Source organism: Candidatus Baltobacteraceae bacterium, from assembly GCA_036488875.1.
Taxonomy (GTDB): Bacteria; Vulcanimicrobiota; Vulcanimicrobiia; order Vulcanimicrobiales; family Vulcanimicrobiaceae; genus JAFAHZ01.
In genome coordinates, this window is the sequence record DASXGW010000007.1 from 123366 (window position 1) to 142947 (window position 19582).

At 62.5% G+C, this 19582-nt stretch carries 14 protein-coding genes and 1 riboswitch; of the genes, 8 read left to right on the forward strand and 6 right to left on the reverse strand.

The window, feature by feature from the left end; genetic code table 11:
• Positions 1-3: 3 nt before the first annotated feature.
• Entirely contained in the window at positions 4-1296 is a 1293-nt protein-coding gene (locus VGG89_09810) for a CBS domain-containing protein (protein ID HEY1976830.1), read from the reverse strand.
• Positions 1297-1467: riboswitch (M-box (ykoK) riboswitch) on the reverse strand.
• Positions 1468-1650: 183 nt separating this feature from the next.
• A complete protein-coding gene (locus VGG89_09815; protein ID HEY1976831.1) occupies positions 1651-3096 on the reverse strand; it encodes a flagellin in 1446 nt (481 codons plus the stop codon).
• A gap of 139 nt (positions 3097-3235) precedes the next feature.
• Between VGG89_09815 and VGG89_09820 the strand changes: the two genes are divergently transcribed.
• The 6 genes from VGG89_09820 (at position 3236) to VGG89_09845 (ending at position 13721) form a co-directional block, all read left to right on the forward strand.
• Entirely contained in the window at positions 3236-6373 is a 3138-nt protein-coding gene (locus VGG89_09820) for a carboxypeptidase-like regulatory domain-containing protein (protein ID HEY1976832.1), read from the forward strand.
• A 111-nt stretch (positions 6374-6484) separates the two neighbouring features.
• Positions 6485-7159, forward strand: coding sequence for a hypothetical protein (locus VGG89_09825; GenBank protein HEY1976833.1), 675 nt, complete (start codon positions 6485-6487; stop codon positions 7157-7159).
• 70 nt (positions 7160-7229) lie between these two features.
• Positions 7230-8027: a hypothetical protein gene (locus VGG89_09830; GenBank protein ID HEY1976834.1), complete on the forward strand. Its 798-nt coding sequence runs from the start codon at positions 7230-7232 to the stop codon at positions 8025-8027.
• An 80-nt stretch (positions 8028-8107) separates the two neighbouring features.
• Complete coding sequence (locus tag VGG89_09835) at positions 8108-8818, forward strand: hypothetical protein (protein ID HEY1976835.1); 711 nt, start codon at positions 8108-8110, stop codon at positions 8816-8818.
• Complete coding sequence (locus tag VGG89_09840) at positions 8815-9516, forward strand: hypothetical protein (GenBank protein HEY1976836.1); 702 nt, start codon at positions 8815-8817, stop codon at positions 9514-9516. The genes VGG89_09835 and VGG89_09840 overlap by 4 nt, the downstream gene beginning before the upstream one ends.
• Complete coding sequence (locus VGG89_09845; protein ID HEY1976837.1) at positions 9516-13721, forward strand: hypothetical protein; 4206 nt, start codon at positions 9516-9518, stop codon at positions 13719-13721. The genes VGG89_09840 and VGG89_09845 overlap by 1 nt, the downstream gene beginning before the upstream one ends.
• On the opposite strand, the gene VGG89_09850 is transcribed toward VGG89_09845, so the two are convergent.
• Positions 13718-15100, reverse strand: coding sequence for a hypothetical protein (locus VGG89_09850; GenBank protein HEY1976838.1), 1383 nt, complete (start codon positions 15098-15100; stop codon positions 13718-13720). The genes VGG89_09845 and VGG89_09850 overlap by 4 nt on opposite strands.
• A 36-nt stretch (positions 15101-15136) precedes the next feature.
• Here VGG89_09850 and VGG89_09855 point away from each other — a divergent pair, with 36 nt between their 5' ends.
• Both VGG89_09855 and VGG89_09860 read left to right on the forward strand, forming a co-directional pair.
• On the forward strand, positions 15137-15904 hold the full coding sequence (locus VGG89_09855) for an inositol monophosphatase family protein (GenBank protein HEY1976839.1): 768 nt from the start codon (positions 15137-15139) through the stop codon (positions 15902-15904).
• Complete coding sequence (locus VGG89_09860) at positions 15905-16360, forward strand: DUF4383 domain-containing protein (GenBank protein HEY1976840.1); 456 nt, start codon at positions 15905-15907, stop codon at positions 16358-16360. It abuts the gene before it with no gap.
• Here VGG89_09860 and VGG89_09865 read toward each other — a convergent pair.
• The 3 genes from VGG89_09865 to VGG89_09875 are packed head-to-tail and all read right to left on the reverse strand — an operon-like array spanning position 16311 to position 19579.
• Positions 16311-17648 carry an MATE family efflux transporter gene (locus tag VGG89_09865; protein ID HEY1976841.1) on the reverse strand — a complete coding sequence of 446 codons (1338 nt, stop codon included), beginning with the start codon at positions 17646-17648 and terminating at the stop codon, positions 16311-16313. The two genes, VGG89_09860 and VGG89_09865, sit on opposite strands and share 50 nt — an antisense overlap.
• A 10-nt stretch (positions 17649-17658) precedes the next feature.
• On the reverse strand, positions 17659-18804 hold the full coding sequence (locus VGG89_09870; protein HEY1976842.1) for an aminotransferase class V-fold PLP-dependent enzyme: 1146 nt from the start codon (positions 18802-18804) through the stop codon (positions 17659-17661).
• The gene (locus tag VGG89_09875) at positions 18797-19579 is read right to left on the reverse strand and encodes a tryptophan 2,3-dioxygenase family protein (GenBank protein ID HEY1976843.1); all 783 of its coding nucleotides are present in this window, start codon (positions 19577-19579) and stop codon (positions 18797-18799) included. The genes VGG89_09870 and VGG89_09875 overlap by 8 nt, the downstream gene beginning before the upstream one ends.
• Between the last annotated feature and the right edge of the window lie 3 nt (positions 19580-19582).

A 19582-nucleotide genomic window follows, 5' to 3' on the forward strand; every position in this document is an offset into this window, starting at 1 on the left:
GTGTCAGGCTCCGACGGCGTGATGATGGTGACGCGCCATGAAGTGCGGCAGCTTCTTGGCTACGTCAGGCGGCATGATGGCGTCGATCGCGTCGTCGACGGTCACGATGCCGAGCATCTTTCCTTTATCGTCGACGACGGGCACCGCCAGAATGTCGTACTTGGCGATCGTCGCGGCGACGTCGACGGCGGGAGCGTCAGGGTGTACCGAAACGACGTCGGTATCCATGATGCGGTCGATAAATGCGGTCGGCAGCGCCAACAGCAACGTGCGCAGCGACAGCGTGCCGAGCAGCATGTCGTCCTTGTCGACCACATAGAGGTAGTAAATGAACTCCGACGTCGGCGCGATCTCGCGAATCTTGCGGATCGTCGCTTCGGTCGTGCGATGCGGATAGATCCACGTGTAGTCGGTGGTCATCAAGCCGCCCGCAGAGTCTTCAGCGTACTTGACGAGCTCGCGCAGCTCGTCGGCGGTGTACGCGTTCATCTCGGCCAGCAGCTCGGTCTGCTGATCCTCGGGAAGCTCGGCGAGCAGGTCGGCCGCGTCGTCGGCGTCCATCTCCTCGATGATGTCGGCGGCGCGTTCGGTACCGATGTCCTCGATGAGCGTCTTTTGCGTTTCGGCGTCGAGATGCTCGAACGCGTCGGCGGCGGTCTCGTCGTCGAGCTGCTGCACGACCGCGACGGCTTCGCGCGCGGACAGATCGCCGATGATTTCGGCGAGCTCCGACGGATGCAGGCGCGAGAGTTTACTCTCTTTGACGGCCAGCCGGACTTGGCTGGGATTTGGCTCGCGAATCGGCGAGACCGAATCCCACGCGATCATCGCGCGCGGTACGCGTTTGTAGATTGCCGGCGTAAAGCGCTTGCCGAACGAACGAAGGCCAAGCCGCCGCAATAGTCCCGCGACGCCGACGTCGGCCGCAACGACGCGCAGCCGGCCACCGGCATTGGCCACCTCGATATCGTTGATGCGCACGACCTTCCGGCCGTCGACGTCGACGATTTGCTTGTCGAGCAAGTCGGCGACCAGGTAGAGCTCCTCGCCCTCGGGCGGTGCCGGATCTTTGGGCGCCATGGTGAGCGCAACCGTACCGTCGCGATCGACGTCGACAACGGTCTCGATCGGGGCAAAGCGAGGCCCCTGCGCCGTCTTTACGACCAGGCCGTCGATATGTGGGAACGTGTCGTCGGGTTTTTTGACGAGAAAGTCGGTGACTTTACCGATGGGAAGGTCGTTGATCGTCGCGCGGCGCCCGACCAACTCCGAAATGAAACCCTCAGTAAACGCCATCTCACGCCTCCGTCGCAGCGAGCTTTGGCACCACGCACCGTAGACCCGAAGGTCAGCCGCGTTAGGCATCGCCTTGTCTCGGCGGAGCCTGGTGTACCCACTTGGCGTCTCTCGACGTTTCGGGGCAGCGGCCTATGTATCGCGTGGACGCCTCACCTAGCGAGGTTGTCAGCTTTTAGTATACACCAAAGATCCAGCAGGGCCATCGCCGCCATCCTTGGCGGGCGGGCCCTAGCCGCACCCATTGTCATCCTGAGCGTAGCGTCCAAAAGGACGCGAAGTCGAAGGGCATGGTGGCGCGGCGTAAATCTTTCGGCGAAAGTATTAATCGCGGGTCATCTATCCACTAAAAACCTATCCTCCACCCGATATCGTCGCCGCCGGTGCACCTTGCGCGGCTCCTAATCCAGAGAACGAGTTCAAAAGAAGTGCGGTGAGCTGGGTCGCGCTCACTTCCGTTTGAGCTAGTACGCTGTTTCCGACGCCGACGAGGATTTGTTGTTTCGTGAAATCGGTGACCGTCGCTCCGATATTGGCATCGCGGATGTTTGACGATGACGCGGTAAGATTGACGATCGTGACGTTGGCGTTGTCTGCATCCTGCTCCAACGCTACCGTCTGCGCACCGATCTGCGCACTGGCCGTAGTGATTTGCTCCAGAGCGTCATCGACTTTGAGTTCCCAGTAGCTCGCGTTGAGGTTGTTGCTGGAAACCACTCCGGATGTCTGCGTGTTCAGGGTACCCTCTTGTAGGGTCGTCAGCTGTTGCTGCGTGACGTCGATGCCTGAAATGTTGAGTGCGGTCGTGTTGATTTCCGGCAGACTGATGGAAACGGTCTGCCCTTCATCACCTCCATCGTTAACGGTGAGTGCGTTGCCTCCGGCCGCAGCCGTTTGCACTTCTTCGGTGAGAAATGCGACTTGAGCGCCGACGTCGGCGGCGGTGACGTTGCCGACTTTAATGTTCGGGAACAGCACGTTACCGCTGAATCCCGGTCCATATCCGGAGGGTGCGGGAACGCTTACGACTTGCGTTCCGGCATTCGTGTTGTATGCGAACGTATCCGAGAATATCGGCGTCGGCCCGAACGAGTTTCCTTGGACGCTGTACACGTCTTCTTTGATGAGCACTCCCGGACCGATATCCGCTTGCGTGTCCGGATCGATCATATTGGTGCTGGCCGAAATGATCGAGAACACCGCGTACGCTGGTACGAATGCGGCACCGATGAGATTGAGCGGCGTCAAGAACGCTGACGGATGTCCCGTTCCGGTGCCGTCGACTAGCGTATTGGTTCCAACGGCGCCGGTAGCCGGGTTCGGCGCGGGCGGCGTTTCGGAGATCGCTATGCCTTGAAGCGGTGCGGCGTGCAGAGGCCCTTGCGTGAACTGGCCTGTGAACAACTTCAACCCATTGAAGTTGGTGTCCGACGAGATCTTGTTGATCTCGAGGAGCAGCTGATTGATTTCCGATTGGATGTTCTGGAGGTCGTTTTGCGAGTTGATGTCCGAGTTCGACTCAACGATTAACGAGCGGACGCGCTGGAGGATGCTCGTGACGTTGCTGAGCGCACCTTCGGCGACGTTGAGGAGATTGTTCGCCGTTTGGACGTTGGTGACGGATTGCTGGAGGCCGGCTACCTTGTTTTCGAGCGATGCACCGATCGCGTAGCCGCTGGGATCGTCGGAAGCAGAACGGACGCGAAGGCCGCTGGCCAACGCGTTCACATCCGTGGCTAACCTATTTTGAGCGAGCGCCTCATTCTGCAGAATGAAGGACGCACTCCCCAGCACATCCATGAAGAAGGTCGTTTCCTCCGTGAAACTTCCCTAGTCCGGGTATCGGCCGAACCGCTGGAAAAGTTTGGGGAAATCCTCACCTACTCCCGTTAAGCAGGCGGCCCCGAGCGTCGAATTCCCTTAAGGAAAGGGTTGGTGCTTGGTCGGCCAAACGCTCCGCGGAATTGGTCTCGGCTTACTTCTCCTCGGCGGCTTGGGGCTGATCGCCCCGAGCTTGCCGGCGCATGCCCAAATTCTGGCACCCTTGGCCGCCATCGGTCAGGCGGTCCAGCGGATCGCTCAGGTCGATCAGAGCGCGCCGGAGGAGTCGCCCACCCCCATCCCGAGTCCGACGCCTACCCCGACCCTGGAATCGGTCCGCGGCGGACCGGTTCGCTTCAGCTTGGTCGGTGGCCTGACGGCGGGCACCCGGTACCAAAGCTCGACCACGGGGGGCGGCGGCGTGCTCTTCCCAGGCCCGAGCCCCTCTCCGTCGGCGACGCCGTTCGGTCTCCAAGGCGCGACGACCGACGCCGCGACCCAGTCGCTTTCGAATGCTTCGATGCTGGCCGAGGTCTCGCGCCGCACGGCTCTGAGCTCGACCGACGTCAAGGTTCCGCTCGGTTTGGGAAACAATGGGTCGCAGCTCGGCACCGTCCAAGCGCTCTACTCGACCCCCAAGTACTCGCTCGGCTACGGGGCGCAGCCGGTCAATCTCTTCGGCCAATTGCCGGCGGGCGGCACGCTGCGGGGCCCTTCCTTAATACTCCCGCTGGCATACGGCGACCAGACGTTCTACGAGGGCGCATCCACCGGCGCGGAGGGCGAGGTGCTCCGGCTCTTCGGCTATCGGCTGAGAGAAGAACGCGGAAACAGCTACTGGGAGGCCGGGGTTGCCAGCGGCGGCGGCCCGCTGACCGGAGAGGCGACGACGCTCCTTGGGGGCGCGGCGACGTCGTTCGGTCCGTTATCGGTCATTGGCGAAGCAGCCTGGCAGTCGCGAATCGATCCCGGACCCGACCAAGGTTCGCCCAAAGGCTACGCTGCGGCGTTCCGCGCCGATGACCAGCTGCCCGACAGCAGCATTTCCCTGTCGATCCGCCATATGCCCGACAGCTTCATTTCCTACGGCGTCGGCAGCGTCGAGCAAGACAACTACTTCGGCGCAAACTACCAGCTGACTGGACGAAGTTCGCAAGACCTTTTGGTCAACGCGAGCTGGGAGCAGTACGGCGATGCGGCTACGGGGGCTTCATTGCAGCGTCTCGGGCTGCTCAATTACAACGGACCGTGGATCTTGGGCAGCTACGGCGTCGGATTGCAGGCGCAAGAGCTTACATCGACGACGGCGGCGCCGCAATCCGTCGTCGGTGCGCTCCTGCAGAACTCGACGTCCAATCGCTTCATTACGCTCTTCACCTCGATGCAGTTTTTGCGGAATACCGCGGCCGATATCGGCGTCACCGCTTCGAGCGGCGTAAGCTTCGAACTCGAGCGTCAGCTCGGGTCCTTCAATGCCGGTTTCGGCGGCCAGTTCTTGCGCCAGACGAGCACGGCCGCTCCGCCGTCGCTGCAGGCGCTGGAATCGCTGAACATCTCGCGTCAATTCGGCAAAATGTCGCTAGGCATCGGCGATGCGTTCGCGCACACGATTAGCGGCGGTACCCCCGGAAGCGACGCACTTTCGCAGACGCCCAACATCACGGTAGGACGGCAGATATCGCCGGCGTTGTCCGTTTCCGTCAACTTCGGTATTCAGACGCTCAAAGACAGGCTCAATCCGTCGGCCGACGGACGTTCGCGCGTTTTCGGAGTGCAGATCAACTCGCCGTTCGCGTTCGGCAACGGTATCGTAAGCGGTCGCACCGATCCGCGTTTGCCGGCAACGATTATCGGGCGCGTGCAAACCGACTTGACGACGCTCAATCCCTCGCTAGCGGGCTTCGCGACGTCGGGCAGCACGAGCGGCGGTGTCGGCAATATTATCGTAACGCTCGACGATCGCTACGTGCAGCGCACCGATCTCACCGGCGGCTTTGAGTTCTCGTTCATTGCGCCCGGACAGCATCAGCTGCGCGTCGAGACCTCATCGGTTCCGCGTGGATTCACCGTCGACTCGCCGGTGCAGACCCTGAACTTGCAGGGCGGTCAGACCGCGCAAGTGCTCTTCCAACTCGGAAACTACGGCGGCATTCTGGGTCACGTTTACGGCCTCGATCCGGGGGGCAGCGAAGTGCCGCTCTCCAACGTCATGCTGCGCGTCGATCAAGGGGCGTACTCCCAGACCGACACGACCGGCGCGTACGGCTTCGGCCATCTCGGCGCGGGAACGCACGAGGTCACGATCGTCGCAAGCACGGTTCCCGCGTTCGTCACGTTCGATACCGCCGCAGAGAAACGCACGGTGGGCGTGCAGAACGGTCAATACACGACCGCGGACTTCCACGCCGAACCGCTCGGCTCGATCTCCGGTAAGATCGTCTATTCCTCCGACATGCAGCCGCTGGAAGGCGGCGTTCTCAACGCCTACGTCGTTGCCGAGCCCGGCGAGCACGCGGCCATCGACGAGGACGACGGAACCTTCGTCATCGACAACCTGCCGCCGGGGCAGTACACCGTTTCGGTCGACCCCGAGACGCTGGACACCGGGCTGGGTTCGCAGCCGGAGTCGATCGCCGTCGAGCTCAGCCCGCGCGAACACTACCAGGGCGTGGTCTTTTCGGTCGGGCGATTCGAAAAGAAGGTCGTCTTCTCGTTCCTTGGCAGCGGCGCGAAGGCGCCGAGCCTGGCCGGGCAGACGCTGCGGCTGAGCGAGAGCCGCTTGCCGCCCTACGGTACGGCCGACGTCATCGTTCCGGCCGGGGAGGCCGCCAAGGGCGTTTCGGTGACGGTGTTCGGTCGAACGAGGTCGCTGAAGTACGACAAGCGGGTCAATGGGTGGACGGGCCAAGTCGACGTGCCGCAAGGCCAAGCGGCGGGGCAGTATTCCGTGACGGCCGCGGTGGAGGAGGGGAGCGCTCCGGCACCCGCCACGCTCACCGTGGATCCGAAGATGCCGATCGCCATCGTCCAGCTCAGCCCCCCTACCGCGGCGCAGGGCGACTACGTCCGGGTCCGGGCCCGCTTCCTCGTGGACGCAAAGCAAGGCGACAAGATCCAGTGGGAGGACGGTCAGACGACTATCTTAGGCAAGCCGCTGAGCGGGCGCGTCTTTACATTTACCAAGGTCCTTTCTTTACGCCCCCTACACGGTGTCTTATTAACCGCGGCAGGCAGGCTACCGATAGAACTCTTGTAAACTCGCTTTCCCACTTAGCCAAGGATGGCGTCTTCGCGCATGGTGAAAAGGAAAATGAACGGAAAACGACTTCTTATTCTGGCGGCTTTTGGAGCACTGGCAACTGTTGCTATGCCCTCCGCCTTCGCCTCGACGGTAACCAACACGATCACCGTCAAGTGGAACACCCAAGCGATCTCTACGTTGCTGGTGACCACGAACTACAGTGCTACCGGAGCTCAACAGCTCACCGCGCCGGCAATCATCACGAATGCCAACGGTGGAACCGGAGCGTGCACCGCGGCCGGTGCCGGCTCCGAAGTCCTACAGGTTGCGAACTTCGGCGCCGTTACGCCGGACGGAACCACGAACTACACCGACTGTCTCTATAAGAACGGTGCCAACGCCTTCGTCGCGTCGTCGGACTCCAGCGGCTATGCGTTAGCCGTTGCCGGTACGACCCCGGCTTCGGGCGTTGCCAACCCGTACAAGCTGTGTCTGCTTCCCAATCCGGCGGCCGGCTGGACCGCGCCGGCGGCCGGCGGCGCCGTTGCAGTCGCACAGACGGTTCGCGTCGCTGCTCCGGCAGTCACGAACGCAACGGCTTGCAACGCCGTCGAATCCAACAAAGGCATCGACCTGGCGAACCTCGGCGGAACCGGCGGTACGATCCAACCTGCTACTTCGGGCGCAAATGCGACCACGTCCGGTGCCAACTACGGTGGCGACATCCTGTTGGGAATCCCGGCGCTCGCGTCGTCCGGTGCGCAGGCTGTAACGGTTACGTACACGCTGACGCTCAACTGAGGTTGGCGATCATCCCCGCACCGCTTCGCCGCGGGGCGGTTTGAAAGGCTCCGCGGCGAAGAGGCACGGCATGATGCAAACGAGACGAGGCATTCTTGCCGTCATCGGATTGGCGTTGCTTCTAGGGGCGCCGCGTCCGGCAAATACTGCCGGACTCGGATTGGAAGTGACGCCGGGTAAGCTCGAGATCTCGGTCCCCAGTGGGGCCACCTACAACATCCCAATCACGGTTCACAACTCGAGTTTTAGTCCGGTGCACGTGCAGGCGTCGATGGTCGACTTCAACGTCGGAATCGACGGAGCGTATCAGTTCCAGAAGGTGGGAACGCGCTCGAACTCGCTGATGAAGTACGCTGCGATCCGTCCGCGCGAATTCGACGTCGGACCGGGTGAATCGCAGCAAGTACAGCTCACGGTGCAGTTGCCTCAAGCTCCTAACCTTGCCGGCGAATATGCGGGAATCGTCTTCTTTCAGACTCGTCCGCCGCGTGCTAAAGGCTTGGCTCTCGCGTTCTCGGTTCGCGTCGCTTCGAAAATCTACGAAACGATTCCGGGAACGGTCAAGCTCGACGGCGCGATCGCCAAGATGACGGCGGCAGCGAGTCCGAGAGGCGAGACGTATCGCGTCGTCTTTAAGAATAACGGCAACACGCATCTGTACCTGCGGGGACAGTTGACGGTGCAAAAGGGAGGCGCGGTCGTCGATCAGCTGCCGATCGCAACCGGCGAGTTAGTCGAGCGCGGCGGCGAGCGGCTGCTGGAGGCCGTCGGGAAACGTTTGGATCCGGGATCGTATCAAGCGATTGCGACGATCGATTACGGCGGCAAAACGGAAACCGGCGGAGAGATTGCGTTCGACGTCCGTTAGGGCGGACGACTAACGCAAAACGGAAGTGCATGATAGGGAGGTAACCGTACCGGAACGCCCTCCGGACGGTCTTGGGAGTGTTGAACGGACGCAAAACTTACGACGGGAAAAGCTGGATGCTGGTGGGAGCGCTCTTTGCGCTGGCACTAGCGTTAACGGCAAACCCGAACGCGCTCGCCGCCAATCCCACCGCCCCAATTACGGTCAAGTGGAGCACGCAGGCGCTGGTCAGCATCAAGCTCTTCGTGAACTACGCAACGGGCTACGGTCAGATTCCGGCCACGATCGGCGCGCAGCCGGCGCCCACACACGGACCCGATGCTAACTGTCCCAATGGAACGCCGAGTGCCACCTGCTCGGTCGACTTCGGTAACGTCGTGACCGGCAAAAACTATGTCTATAGGTACGCAGTGCACCTCAACGTGGTCAGCACGTCGGCAACCGGTGTAAACGTTTACGGCGAGGGTGCCGCGGATTTCACGAACACCAGCGGCGGAACGATTCCGATTTCGTCTGCAGTGTACTGGCTGAACTCGACGAGTGGGTCGCCGGCCGACGCGAACACCGGCTTTTCGGCAGCGACGCCGTTCCTGCTTTCGAGCGGCATGGTAACCGGCGGCGGGAGCCCGAACACCGTGCCGTCCATTGCGTACACCACGTATCCCGCGCCGATTTCGTCGAGCAACGTGCTAGACTCCGATTTCTACTACGACTATCAACTGAAGGTGCCGTTTACGGCCACCTCGGGTCTATACTACGTTTGGATAGTCTACACGGTGTTAGCGAAATGATACGGCTGCGAGCGGCGTTTATAACGTTTGGTTTTTTAGCGCTGATTCCCATCATCGTAAGCGCCGCGTTTCAAACGCAGCGGGCGCAAATCGAAATAACCATCACGATCAACGTAACGCCGAATCCGCTCGGCTACGCGACGCCGGGTGCGGCGAGCGATACGTCGGGTCGCGTCATCGCGGCGAAGTTAAGGCTGAATCGCAGCGAGGCGGCGTCCGAATTTCACGCCGAAAGCCTGAGCTTTGCGAGTAACGTCGTCGCTCAGAATCAAGGCGCCGTCAAGGTGGAGGCGTCGGTTTCTCCAAATCCGTTGGGAACGCTGCTCTACAGTAATCAAACCGGCGTCATCATCAGTCAAGAGGCCGGCACGACCGTGGTGTATCCATGTGAATACACGGTCACGGCTTCGACCACGCAAGCCGCATGGACGCTCGACCACGGCTTATTCACGAATTTCATTCTCGGCGGCGGCAGCGCGTCGTTTGCAGGCGGCAACGTTGCCAATAACACCCATCTCGCGACCCCGAGGCCGACCGCTACGCCGTTCGTCGTGTACTCTGACGACGGCGGTACGTGGACCGCTGCCGCGACGGGAGCGCACGCCGAAACGTTCTGCGTCGATCTCACCGTTACGATTCCCATTGCGACGTCCGGAGGAACGTATAGCTCGAATGCAGTCTATACGTTGTTCTACTAATGTTGAATTCGTTCGGCCGTAGCGCTTGGATCGGCACCGCCTTCGCGTTTTTAGCGGCGGCGGCAACGGCACTCGGGCAAATGCACCCGGGCGGCAACGGTCATGCTCCGCCCGCCGCGCATCCAACGATGAGCGCGCCGCAACCGGTCGTGCATCCGATCGCGAGCATGCCGGGCGTGCCGGGTCCGGTTTCGCCAAACGACAATCGCTACGTGCACGGTGTGGCCCCCGGTTCGAAAGTGCCGTTGTCGCGGCTTCCGAAGCTGCCGCCTCGGACGATGATGAACACGCTCCTCCCGCGCCAAACGCTGCACGGCCGCCATTACCGCGTCCTCGGCGCTGCAGTCTTCAACCCCCAGCGGTTGGGTTCGGGAGCCAGCGCAGCGCGCAAGTTGCATCCTAACGCCGCCAACGGTTCGACGATTGAGTTTTGGGCGACGGCCGCTTCCTGCACGACCGCCGGAACCGTTGGTGCGCTCTACAACGTCGGCTGTGCGTTAGAGTGGCAGCCGGTGAATCTCGACAACTTCAGCAACACCGACAGCTATCAAGAGTATTACATTCCGTCCAACTCGACGACGGCGACCGCGATCGGTCCCAATAGCGCGCCGGCCGGCGCGGATAACGGCAGCATGCCGCCGCAGACGACGACGTTGAGCAGCACGGGCACGTGGACCTTCGGCGTCTACGACTCGACGGCGCAAGAATGGGTCGCCGTCAGCTACGCCAACGCCGGCAATACCTTCAGCATCGCCGTCTACCAAGATTCGTTCCATTTGAACCAGTCGTATCAGTTCGACGTGAGCTCGAGTTCGGCGGCGTACATTTATCTGACCGGACTGGCGCCGGCCGACTACTACGTCGTCTACGTAACGCGTACGGGCGATACGCCGAATTGCGTGATGATCGCGCCCAACACGTCGCCGACACCGATTCCCGGACCGACGCCCACCGGCGGAGCTTCGAACCTGATCTGCAACCCGGCAAACTCCACCGGCCAGCAAGCGCCGAACAACCAGTTGTCGGTAACGTGGGCGCTCAACAGCACGTTGGAAGCCGGCACGTATTCCATTGCCGTCTATGACTGCAGCACGCAGTGTAACAGCGGTGGGAGCGGTTCGCTGCTCGGACAAGTGCAAGTTTCGCTAACCGGCTCCGGCGGCGTGACGATCATTACCAAACCCGACGGTACCAACGCGAACCCGTCCCCAAATCCGCAGCCCGCAGCAACGGCCAATACGACCGTGGACTGGGACGGCACGACGGATCAATCCGACTCCGGTATCACGGGAAGCGCGGGTGCCAGCAAGCCGTTGACGAGCGGGCACTCCTACACGTGGACCTTGACCGACCCGCAAGGCCAGGTCATCGCCCTCGCTACGCCGGCGGCATTAGGCTCCGGAGTGACGACGGCGAGCCAAACGTTCCAGTTTGCCTCGGCCAACCTTGGCTTCCAACAGGCCACGACGCCGGCGCTGCCGGGCCAGTATCCCAGCAACATCTGGGCGATGCAGCTCTACGATCGGACGTCGAAGTCGGTCGTTGCTTCCCAAGCGTTCAAGATGCTGGGATATTCGACGTCGACACAGTTCATATTCCCCTCCGGTTCGGGAACCACGAGCACCTCGCTCACCATTCCAAACGCGCTCGGTACCGTTGCCGACTTGCGCTTTACCAATACCAGCAGCACCAGTTATCCGAACGCCGGCGATAGCCTCAGCGAAATCGAGTTCTCTACCGGTCCAAACTTCAACGACGACCATAGCGGCCACGGCGTCATCGCGCAGCTCAACGGCTGCGGCACGGCGAACTGCAGCGGCACGGCCACCGATTCCAACGGCAACACCTGGGACGTCACTTCGGCGTGCAGCTCGTTGACCAGTAATAACGCCGAATGCAATATTCTGCTGACGCCGGCGGTAGCGGGCACGACGCTGACGCCGGGCGCTTACGTAACCGTGGTCGGAATAAGCTGGACCAACACGAACGGCGGCAGCGGCTGCGGCAGCGCCTGCGAAGGCATCACGTCGGAGCTTCCCGTCAACGGCCTCACCTGGTCCAGTACCACGGGTACGGTGGCGTGGTCACCCGTCTACTTCGCGATCAGCCTGACGGACGCCGGAACGGTCAGCTTTGCGGTGGTCGGTTCGATCGATTGCCCGGCCAACTCGCGCAACCTCGCGACACCGCCGCCGTTTGTGGGAACGCACTGTTATCGGGATCGCTTCAATCACGCGGACTATAATAACAACTCACCGTTCACGGTAACCAATAGCAACGAGTCGATTTGGGCGTTCACCGTAACCAATGACGCGCTATCCAGCAACAACATCAGCGAGCTGTTGATCCAGCAACCGCCGCTGCTCGTGTCGCAAGGCGGTATCGCGGCGGTCGACTCCTTGAGCAGCGCGAACTGGCAGCTGCTGACGACTTGTCCGACCGGCTTCGGCTCGCAATATGCCTGTCTCCAGGCGAAGGGTTCCCACAAAATCGCGGCCGGCGGCAACGAAACGGTTTACGTCGACGCGAACTGGCCAAACCAAAGCTTCACGTATACCGACTTAGCGGTACTGGCATCGCAGACGCCGACGCCGAGCGACACGTTCGCCTTGACGGCGGCCGCGGGATCGAACACGACCGTCGACGGTGCGTACACGACGCTCGACAACCTTTCCATCGGCGCGTATTCCCTCAATAGCGCGTTGATGTCGGCGTACTTCTCGCCGACCTCCGTGAGCGTCAGTCAGGCGTCCACACCGCTAGGCATCGTCGTCTCGAATACGTCGACGGCGCAGGATCCCAATCCCGATTCGATCGACGCGTTGATTATCGAACAGTCGACCAATAAGAACTGGACGATCACGGGAACGCCGACCGTCAGCACTTCGGGCTGGAGTAATATCGGGACGAACAATCCTAGCGGCAATACCTTGGATTATTGGTTCGGACTGTGCGGTGGACAGTACGTTACAGCCGACGGTCCGCCGGCCTCGACGCCGCTGACGACGGTACAAACCGCGCTGCCGGAATGCACGCTGCCCGAATCCAACTCGCTCGCGCCGGGTCAGTCGATGACGATCAATATGAACGTCCTCAACTTCGGCAGCCCCAGCAGTCCGATCACGTTCACGCTGTACGCGCACGGCGCCAACGGTAACGGTTGGTCGGCTGCCAAGACGTTTAGCCTGCTGACGGCTTCCGAGACCGCAAGTATCGCGTTCTCCAAGGTCAACAGCACGACGATTTCCAGCCCCACCGTTCCGTCGGTCGGTGCCGGTCCAAACACGTACACGTACGCGATCAAGAACACGAGCAATAGTCAGAACATCAGCACGATCGTGATTACGCTGCCCGGTACGGATACGAGCGGCAACAACGCGACCGACTCGAGCGGGACCACCTGGACGCTGGTCGGGCCGATCAGTTCGACGATTACGGCCAGCCCCGCCGGCGTCAACTGTACGCCGAACACGAGTCCGGCGGCGACGTTCAGCGCGACGACCGCCGGCGCGAACGGACAAATTACGATCAACTGTACGAGCTTTACGCCGGGCACCACTCTGAGCGTGCAGTTCCAAGCCAACAACCCGCAGTCCCAGAGCGACAGCTATCTCTTCCCGGCGACTATCGACGGCAGCACGACCGGCGCCGGCGCGCTCTATCTCGGATCGAACCAAGTCTCGGTAGCGTTCTCGCTCGGCCTATCGCTCTCGGTCGACCCGTCGAACCCCACGAACGGCAAGGCGCATCCGGTTCCGGCGTGTTCGCCGGCGCAGTGTGCCTTCTCGGGCACGACTCTGGATTTCGGTAACATTGCCAACAGCAGTGCGGTGACTGGTACCGACGTCGTTGCGGCGAGCGTCATCTACACCGGCGCCACGTCGTCAGGTCATACGTGGTCGCTCTCCGTTTCGTCGAGCGTCAATCCGACGTGCACCGGCGGTACGTGTACGACGGCCAAGGAAATGTCCGTGGACGTCGACTCCACGGCATCGGGCAGCAACGCTAACGGCTGCGGGGCGATGACCTACGATCAAACGACGTTAGCTGCCGTACCCACTGTCGGAACGCTCTCACTGGCCACCGGTCCGGAGACGCAGTGCGGCTTCTCGTACGACGTGATCGATAACTACAAGATCAACGTCGGCACGGAGTCGATCACCGGCACGGTATCCACGGTAACCTACACGCTGATTGCCAACTAGCTCTTTTTCACAAACAACGTGCAGCAGGGATCGTCCTGCGGCAGTTGGCTCCAGCCGGCCAGCGTTTCCATCGCTTGTTCCAAGCGTCCGCCGTGCCATACGATCACGGCGTTGACGTCGTACGCGTCGAGCGTTTGCTGCCACTCCGGCCGCAACGCGGCAACCGTCGTGTAAGCGGCCCACACGTGCGGCGGGTACGGGTCGGCGCGGCCGTCGATGAATACGCGAACGTTCGGCTTCCCGAGCGCGAGCGCGCACCACGAATATTCCGCGCACAGCAGCCGGTGTTCGCCGGGACGCGCGGTCAGTGCGGCGACCGTGCGCGGCGGCGACGGCCAAGGAGTAAACATCGGCGGAGCGTGGTAGGCAATCCAGCCAAGAATCGGCGCGAGCACGATCGTCGAAACGAGGGCGAGCGCGCCGAGCGGACGGCGTTCGAGCGGATCGTCCCATCCCTCACCTACGCCGGTGGCGAGCGCGACCGGCACGGCCGCGACGATTGCAAAGAGGGCGATATTGCGGGCGGCGGCGACACCCCACGCAGCCATCAGCAGCGAGAGGACGAGGTCCCGCGGCCGCTCGCGCCACAAGCGGGGCATGCCGTAGAGCGTCAACAGGAGAAGCGGCAGAACGCCTGCGACGGTTTGCGTGCTCATCGAGATGGGCTGCCACTCGTTGATATAGTGTTTGATCGGACTGTCGAGCAGGCTGAAGGCGTAAAGGGGAAGGTGCCAGCCGAGCGGAGTGCATAGCGTCGCAAGCACGACCAGAGCGCATAGCAGCAGGCGTGAACGCACGCCGGGCTTACCCGGATGCTTCCATGCGTACGCGGCCGCGTCGATCCAGACGATGGGGATCGCGAGCATCACGCTGGCGTGGAGGTTGGCCCAGGCGACCGTAATCGGTAAGGCCCAGAAGACGGCGTTCCCCTCCTCGTCGAGTACGAGCAGCAAGAGCGCGAGCAGCGGCCACGCCAGCACTTGAGCCCGCAAGGCGAACGAGCTCTCGAGCACGATCCCGGCGAAAAGCAGTGCGGCGAGGGTCGAGTATAGCGAGGCGCCCCCGCGACGGCTGCGCACCGCGATCGCGGCGAGGGTGACAAAAAGCGCAATACCGGCAACGACCGATAGCGCCCAGAGCGCATTCGCGCGGAATACGAGGGCAACGAACGTTCCGAGCAGCCATTCTTGCGGTACCCATGGCGCTCCGACGGCGGTAAACGTGTCGGTGCCGAGCGCGTGCGGCAGCGCGCGATCGTTCAGAACGTACTCGCCGAGTTGGCGCTGCCAATAGAGATCGCCGTCGATGAACGGGTGGGCGATGTGGCTGCCGGTCAGGTACGCGCAAAAGAGCGCGATGACGATCAAAACCAGTCTCACGGGGACGGCTTCGTAAAAGCGCGTATTGCGGCCTCTATGGACCCCGTTACGTTTGCGCTCGACGTGGCGCACGAAGCCGGGCGCGAGCTGCTCGATCGGTTGAACCGACCCCGCGAGATCGCGGAGAAATCGCGCCGCGCCGATTTGGTGACCGACGCCGACGGTGCGAGCGAGCGTATCATCGTCGCGCGGCTGCGAGCTGCATATCCGGCGGCGACGATTCTTGCCGAGGAAAGCGGACGCCACGAGGGCGCGCCGGACGAACGCTGGATCGTCGATCCGCTCGACGGCACGACCAACTTCGCGCACGCGTATCCGCTCTTTTGCATTTCGATCGCGTACGAGCGCGGCGGCGAGCTGATTGCCGGCGTCGTGCACGCGCCGGCGATGGGGGAAACGTTTGCCGCCCAGCGCGGCGCCGGCGCGACCTTCAACGGGAGGGCAGTGACCGTCTCCGGCATCGAGCGCGTCGGCGACGCGATGACGTGCACCGGCTTTCATCCGGCCGACTACGACCGCAACGCGGCGTGCTTCGCGGCGGCGTCACGCCGAACGCAGGCGGTGCGCCGCGATGGCGCGGCAGCGCTCGATTTGGCGTACGTCGCGTGCGGGCGGTACGACGGATTCTGGGAGTTCGACTTGAGTCCGTGGGACGTCGCGGCTGGAACGCTGCTGGTGCGCGAAGCCGGCGGAACGGTGACTCGGATCGACGGATCGCCGGCGGCACTCGACGCGCGATCCATTCTTGCGACCAACGGCCGCATCCACGAAGAACTCCACGGCGTGCTCGCGAATGAACCCTAAGTGAAGGCACCGATGATTGCGCGCGTTCTCGGCATCGCGTTCTTGCTCGCGGGCATTCTGGGTTTTGTTCCGTACGTAACGGTGCCGGCGGATTTAACCGCGCAGTGGGTGACGCTCGGCGCCAACTACGGATTTCTCGGCGGCCTTTTCCCGGTCAACGTCGTTCACGACCTGATTCACGTGCTGTTCGGCGTTTGGGGACTCGCGGCATCGGGCAAGTTCGCGGCTTCCGTGCGTTACTGCCGCGCAATCGCGTGGATTTACGCCATACTAGTCGTGCTGGGAGCGATTCCGATCACCAACACGGTCTTCGGCATCGTGCCGATTTACGGTTTCGACGTGCTGTTGCACCTCGTCGTCGCGCTGCTGGCGTTCTACGGCGGATACGGCGCGGGGCGTTACGAGCCTACGCCGCTAGAGGCGCCCGCCGCGTCCACTCCCCCGCCCGTAGCTTGATCTGCGTCAGGATCGCGCGGAAACTCCACGCCGCGATCCAACCCAGCGGCACGCTGTAGAGACCGATGTGGAAGTGCTCGATGCCGGCCCATGCAAACGGGATCACGAGCGCGCTGCACATGATGCCCACGAACATCGAGAATTGGGTGTCGCCCGACGCGCGGATCGGGGCCATCGATACCATTGCCCAGCCTTTGATCGGCAAAGTGATCATGTGGAGCGCGAGCGGGAGCGCGGCCATGGTTGCTACCGTCGCATTGAGTGTGAAGACGAACGCGAGCGGCCACGCCAGGGCGGCTGCGACGACTCCCGCGCCGGCCGTTACCCTCAAGCCGAGCCGCTGCGCGCGAATTAAGAAGACTTGCGCGCCGGCCGGATCGCCCGCACCCAGCCGTTGACCGATAATGATCTGCGTGGCGCTTTGCAGCGGCTGCGGAATGACGAACGTGAGGTCCGAGACGACGTTGAGCGCACGGAACGCCGAAATAACGGTTGGCCCCAACGGCGCGAGCATCGCCACGACGAAAATGTCGGGCGCCATCACGCCCAGCAGAAAAACCGATTCGGGCAATCCCACTCGGGCGCACTGATACGCCAGGCGCAGCGGCGCGTCGAAAGAAGCGAAGATGCGATACGCCGGTTTGTAGGCAACGTAGACCAAAGCAAAGATCGCTGCAACCGTTTCGGAAAGCAGCGACGACACGCCGGCGCCTTCGATCCCGTAGGGGTGGTGCGTTCCCCACCCCAACGCCAGCACGAGCAGCAGGGGAATGTGTACCGCGTTGACCACGACGAGCACCAAGATGCCCAAGACGCGATTTCCCGCCGCGCTCAGGCCGACGATAATCGCACCCGAGACGATCATCGGAATCAGTGACGCGCAGCGCAGCGAGAGGTAGACTCCGCTCGCGTGCGCGCTCGCAAGGTTGCCCACCAGCGCGTGAATGGTCTGGGTACCGAGCGGGACGCTTATCCCAAAACAAACGACGCCCAGGAGCAGCGGCGTCAGTGCGCCGGCGCGCACGGTACGCGCGAAACCGTCGAGATCGTTGGCGCCGATGCGCTGCGCGGCGATGATGGACAGTCCGGTGAGGAATCCGTAGAGGCCGAATGCGACCGCAACGAAGACCGTCGTGGCGGCCGTCGCGCCGGCGAGCGCTACCGTACCGAGCGTGCCGATCGCAATCGTATCGACGATGCCCAGCAGCTGATCGCCCAGCATCTGCACGCCGACGGGAATGGAAAGGCGCCGAAACGCGGCGCCTACTCTGGTATGATCGACGATCATGGCGAGGGATTCAGCGTAGCGCGTCGAGTTCCGTGAAGAAGTTGTCGATCTCGGCGTCGGTCGTGTAGAAGTGCGGACTCACGCGAATGCCGCATCCGGGGCGGTAGTCGACGAAGACGCGGCGAGCGATCAGCTCGCGGCACACGGCGTCCGATCGGTCGAAGTCGATTCCGATCCAGCCGGTGCGGCGTTCGGGCTCCAGCGGCGTGTTCACTCGCAGACCGCGCTCGAGCGCCATCGAAGCGAGCTTGCTCGTAAGGCGCACGTTGTGCTCGCGAACGCGGGCGACGCCGACCTCGCGGATGAGATCGTGACCCGGCTTCGCGACGGCGTAGCCTGGTATCGTCGGCGTACCGGTAGCGAAGCGATACATCGACGGCGCGTGATCGATTGGTGCGGCTTCGAACGCGAACGGCCGTGCGTGAGCGAACCATCCCGTCACCGCCGGCCGAAAGTACTCGAGCAGCGACGGTTTGATGTAGATCCAGCCGCAGCCCGGTCCCCCGCACAGCCACTTGTGCGAGCCGCCCGTTACCATATCGAGGTCCCACTCGGTAACGTCGTACGGATAGATCCCCGTCGTCTGGTACGCGTCCACGCACAGCAAGGTGCCGTACTCGTGACAGTGGGCCTGAATCGCGCGAATGTCGGCGACCGCACCCGAGACGTAATACGCGTGCGAGAGCACGGCGATCGCGGTTTTCTCGGTAATGGCCGAAAGAATGCGATCGAGCGGAATCGAGCGGCCGTCGTCGCTCGGGATCACGCGCGTGACGGCGCCGAAGCGCTCCCATTCCTTCCAGACATACGTGAGCGACGGAAACTGCAGCGCTTCGTAGACGACTTCGTTGCGTTCGCGCCCGAAGCCGATGCAGCTCGCTATGGCGGCTTGCAGCACCGAGACGTTGGGCCCTAAGAAAATGCTGCCGGCAGGTGCGCCGATAATCGAGCCGATGCCGTCGGCGATCTCGGCGATGCGCGGAATCCACGCCTCCCACGCTTCGGGACCGTCGGCCGCCCATTCGTCCCAATACGTTTCGAGCGCGGCTTTCGCGCGCCACGGCGCGGCGCCCATCGAGTGACTGACGAGATACGTCGAGGTTCCCAGAATCGGAAACTGATCGCGATAGAGGGCTTGCGTTAACGCGCTATGCATATGTGCTGCTCGTCCCTAAAAGCGTGCGGACTTCCCATAACTCCGGGAAAAGTTTGTAGGCGAGCGTCGCCTGCAGATAGTCGACGCCCGGCGAACCTCCGGTCCCGCGCTTGTGGCCGATCATGCGTTCGACCATGCGCACGTGGCGTCCGCGCCACAGCAAGAGCCGCTCGTCGAACTCGATGAGCTCCTCGAGCAGCAAGTAGAGATCGTAATACTCGCCCTCTTCACCGCTGTAGATGCGGCGAAACGACTCGACGAGCGCTTCGGGCGTGTCGACGGCGAATCCGCGCCGCTGCAGTACCCCTTTGAGCTTGTCGTACAGCGACGGCTCGGCAGCGCGGCGCTCGAGCCGCGCGCGCTGCGCGTCGTCGAGCTCGACGTACTTGAGCACGTCGGTGCGGCGCAGACCGGAGAGAAACTCGACCTCGCGAAACTGGATCGACTGAAACCCGCTGGCCGGATTGAGGTTATCGCGAAACGCGTTGAACTCTTGCGGCGTCATCGTCTCGAGAATATCGACCTGCTGCTCGAGCAGCCGTTGAATCGTATGGATTCGCCGAAAATGCTTGGCGACGCGCAAGAGGTCGTCGCGGTCCATCGCCCGCATCGCGGCTTCGAGCTCGTGCAGCAGTTGCTTGAACCACAGTTCGTAGACCTGATGGATGATGATGAACAGCATTTCGTCGTGATGCGCCGGCTGCGACAGCGGCTGCTGAAGGTCCAAGAGCTGATTGACCTTGAGATAGGAACCGTACGAAAGGCGTTCGCTCATCGA

What these genes read in the sequence shown, in the direction of transcription:
- VGG89_09810 (HEY1976830.1), bottom strand. Translation starts at nt 1,296, where the DNA reads ATGGCGTTTACTGAGGGTTTCATTTCGGAGTTGGTCGGGCGCCGCGCG.
- VGG89_09815 (HEY1976831.1), bottom strand. Translation starts at nt 3,096, where the DNA reads ATGGATGTGCTGGGGAGTGCGTCCTTCATTCTGCAGAATGAGGCGCTC.
- VGG89_09825 (HEY1976833.1), top strand. Translation starts at nt 6,485, where the DNA reads ATGCCCTCCGCCTTCGCCTCGACGGTAACCAACACGATCACCGTCAAG.
- VGG89_09830 (HEY1976834.1), top strand. Translation starts at nt 7,230, where the DNA reads ATGATGCAAACGAGACGAGGCATTCTTGCCGTCATCGGATTGGCGTTG.
- VGG89_09840 (HEY1976836.1), top strand. Translation starts at nt 8,815, where the DNA reads ATGATACGGCTGCGAGCGGCGTTTATAACGTTTGGTTTTTTAGCGCTG.
- VGG89_09845 (HEY1976837.1), top strand. Translation starts at nt 9,516, where the DNA reads ATGTTGAATTCGTTCGGCCGTAGCGCTTGGATCGGCACCGCCTTCGCG.
- VGG89_09855 (HEY1976839.1), top strand. Translation starts at nt 15,137, where the DNA reads ATGGACCCCGTTACGTTTGCGCTCGACGTGGCGCACGAAGCCGGGCGC.
- VGG89_09865 (HEY1976841.1), bottom strand. Translation starts at nt 17,648, where the DNA reads ATGATCGTCGATCATACCAGAGTAGGCGCCGCGTTTCGGCGCCTTTCC.
- VGG89_09870 (HEY1976842.1), bottom strand. Translation starts at nt 18,804, where the DNA reads ATGCATAGCGCGTTAACGCAAGCCCTCTATCGCGATCAGTTTCCGATT.
- VGG89_09875 (HEY1976843.1), bottom strand. Translation starts at nt 19,579, where the DNA reads ATGAGCGAACGCCTTTCGTACGGTTCCTATCTCAAGGTCAATCAGCTC.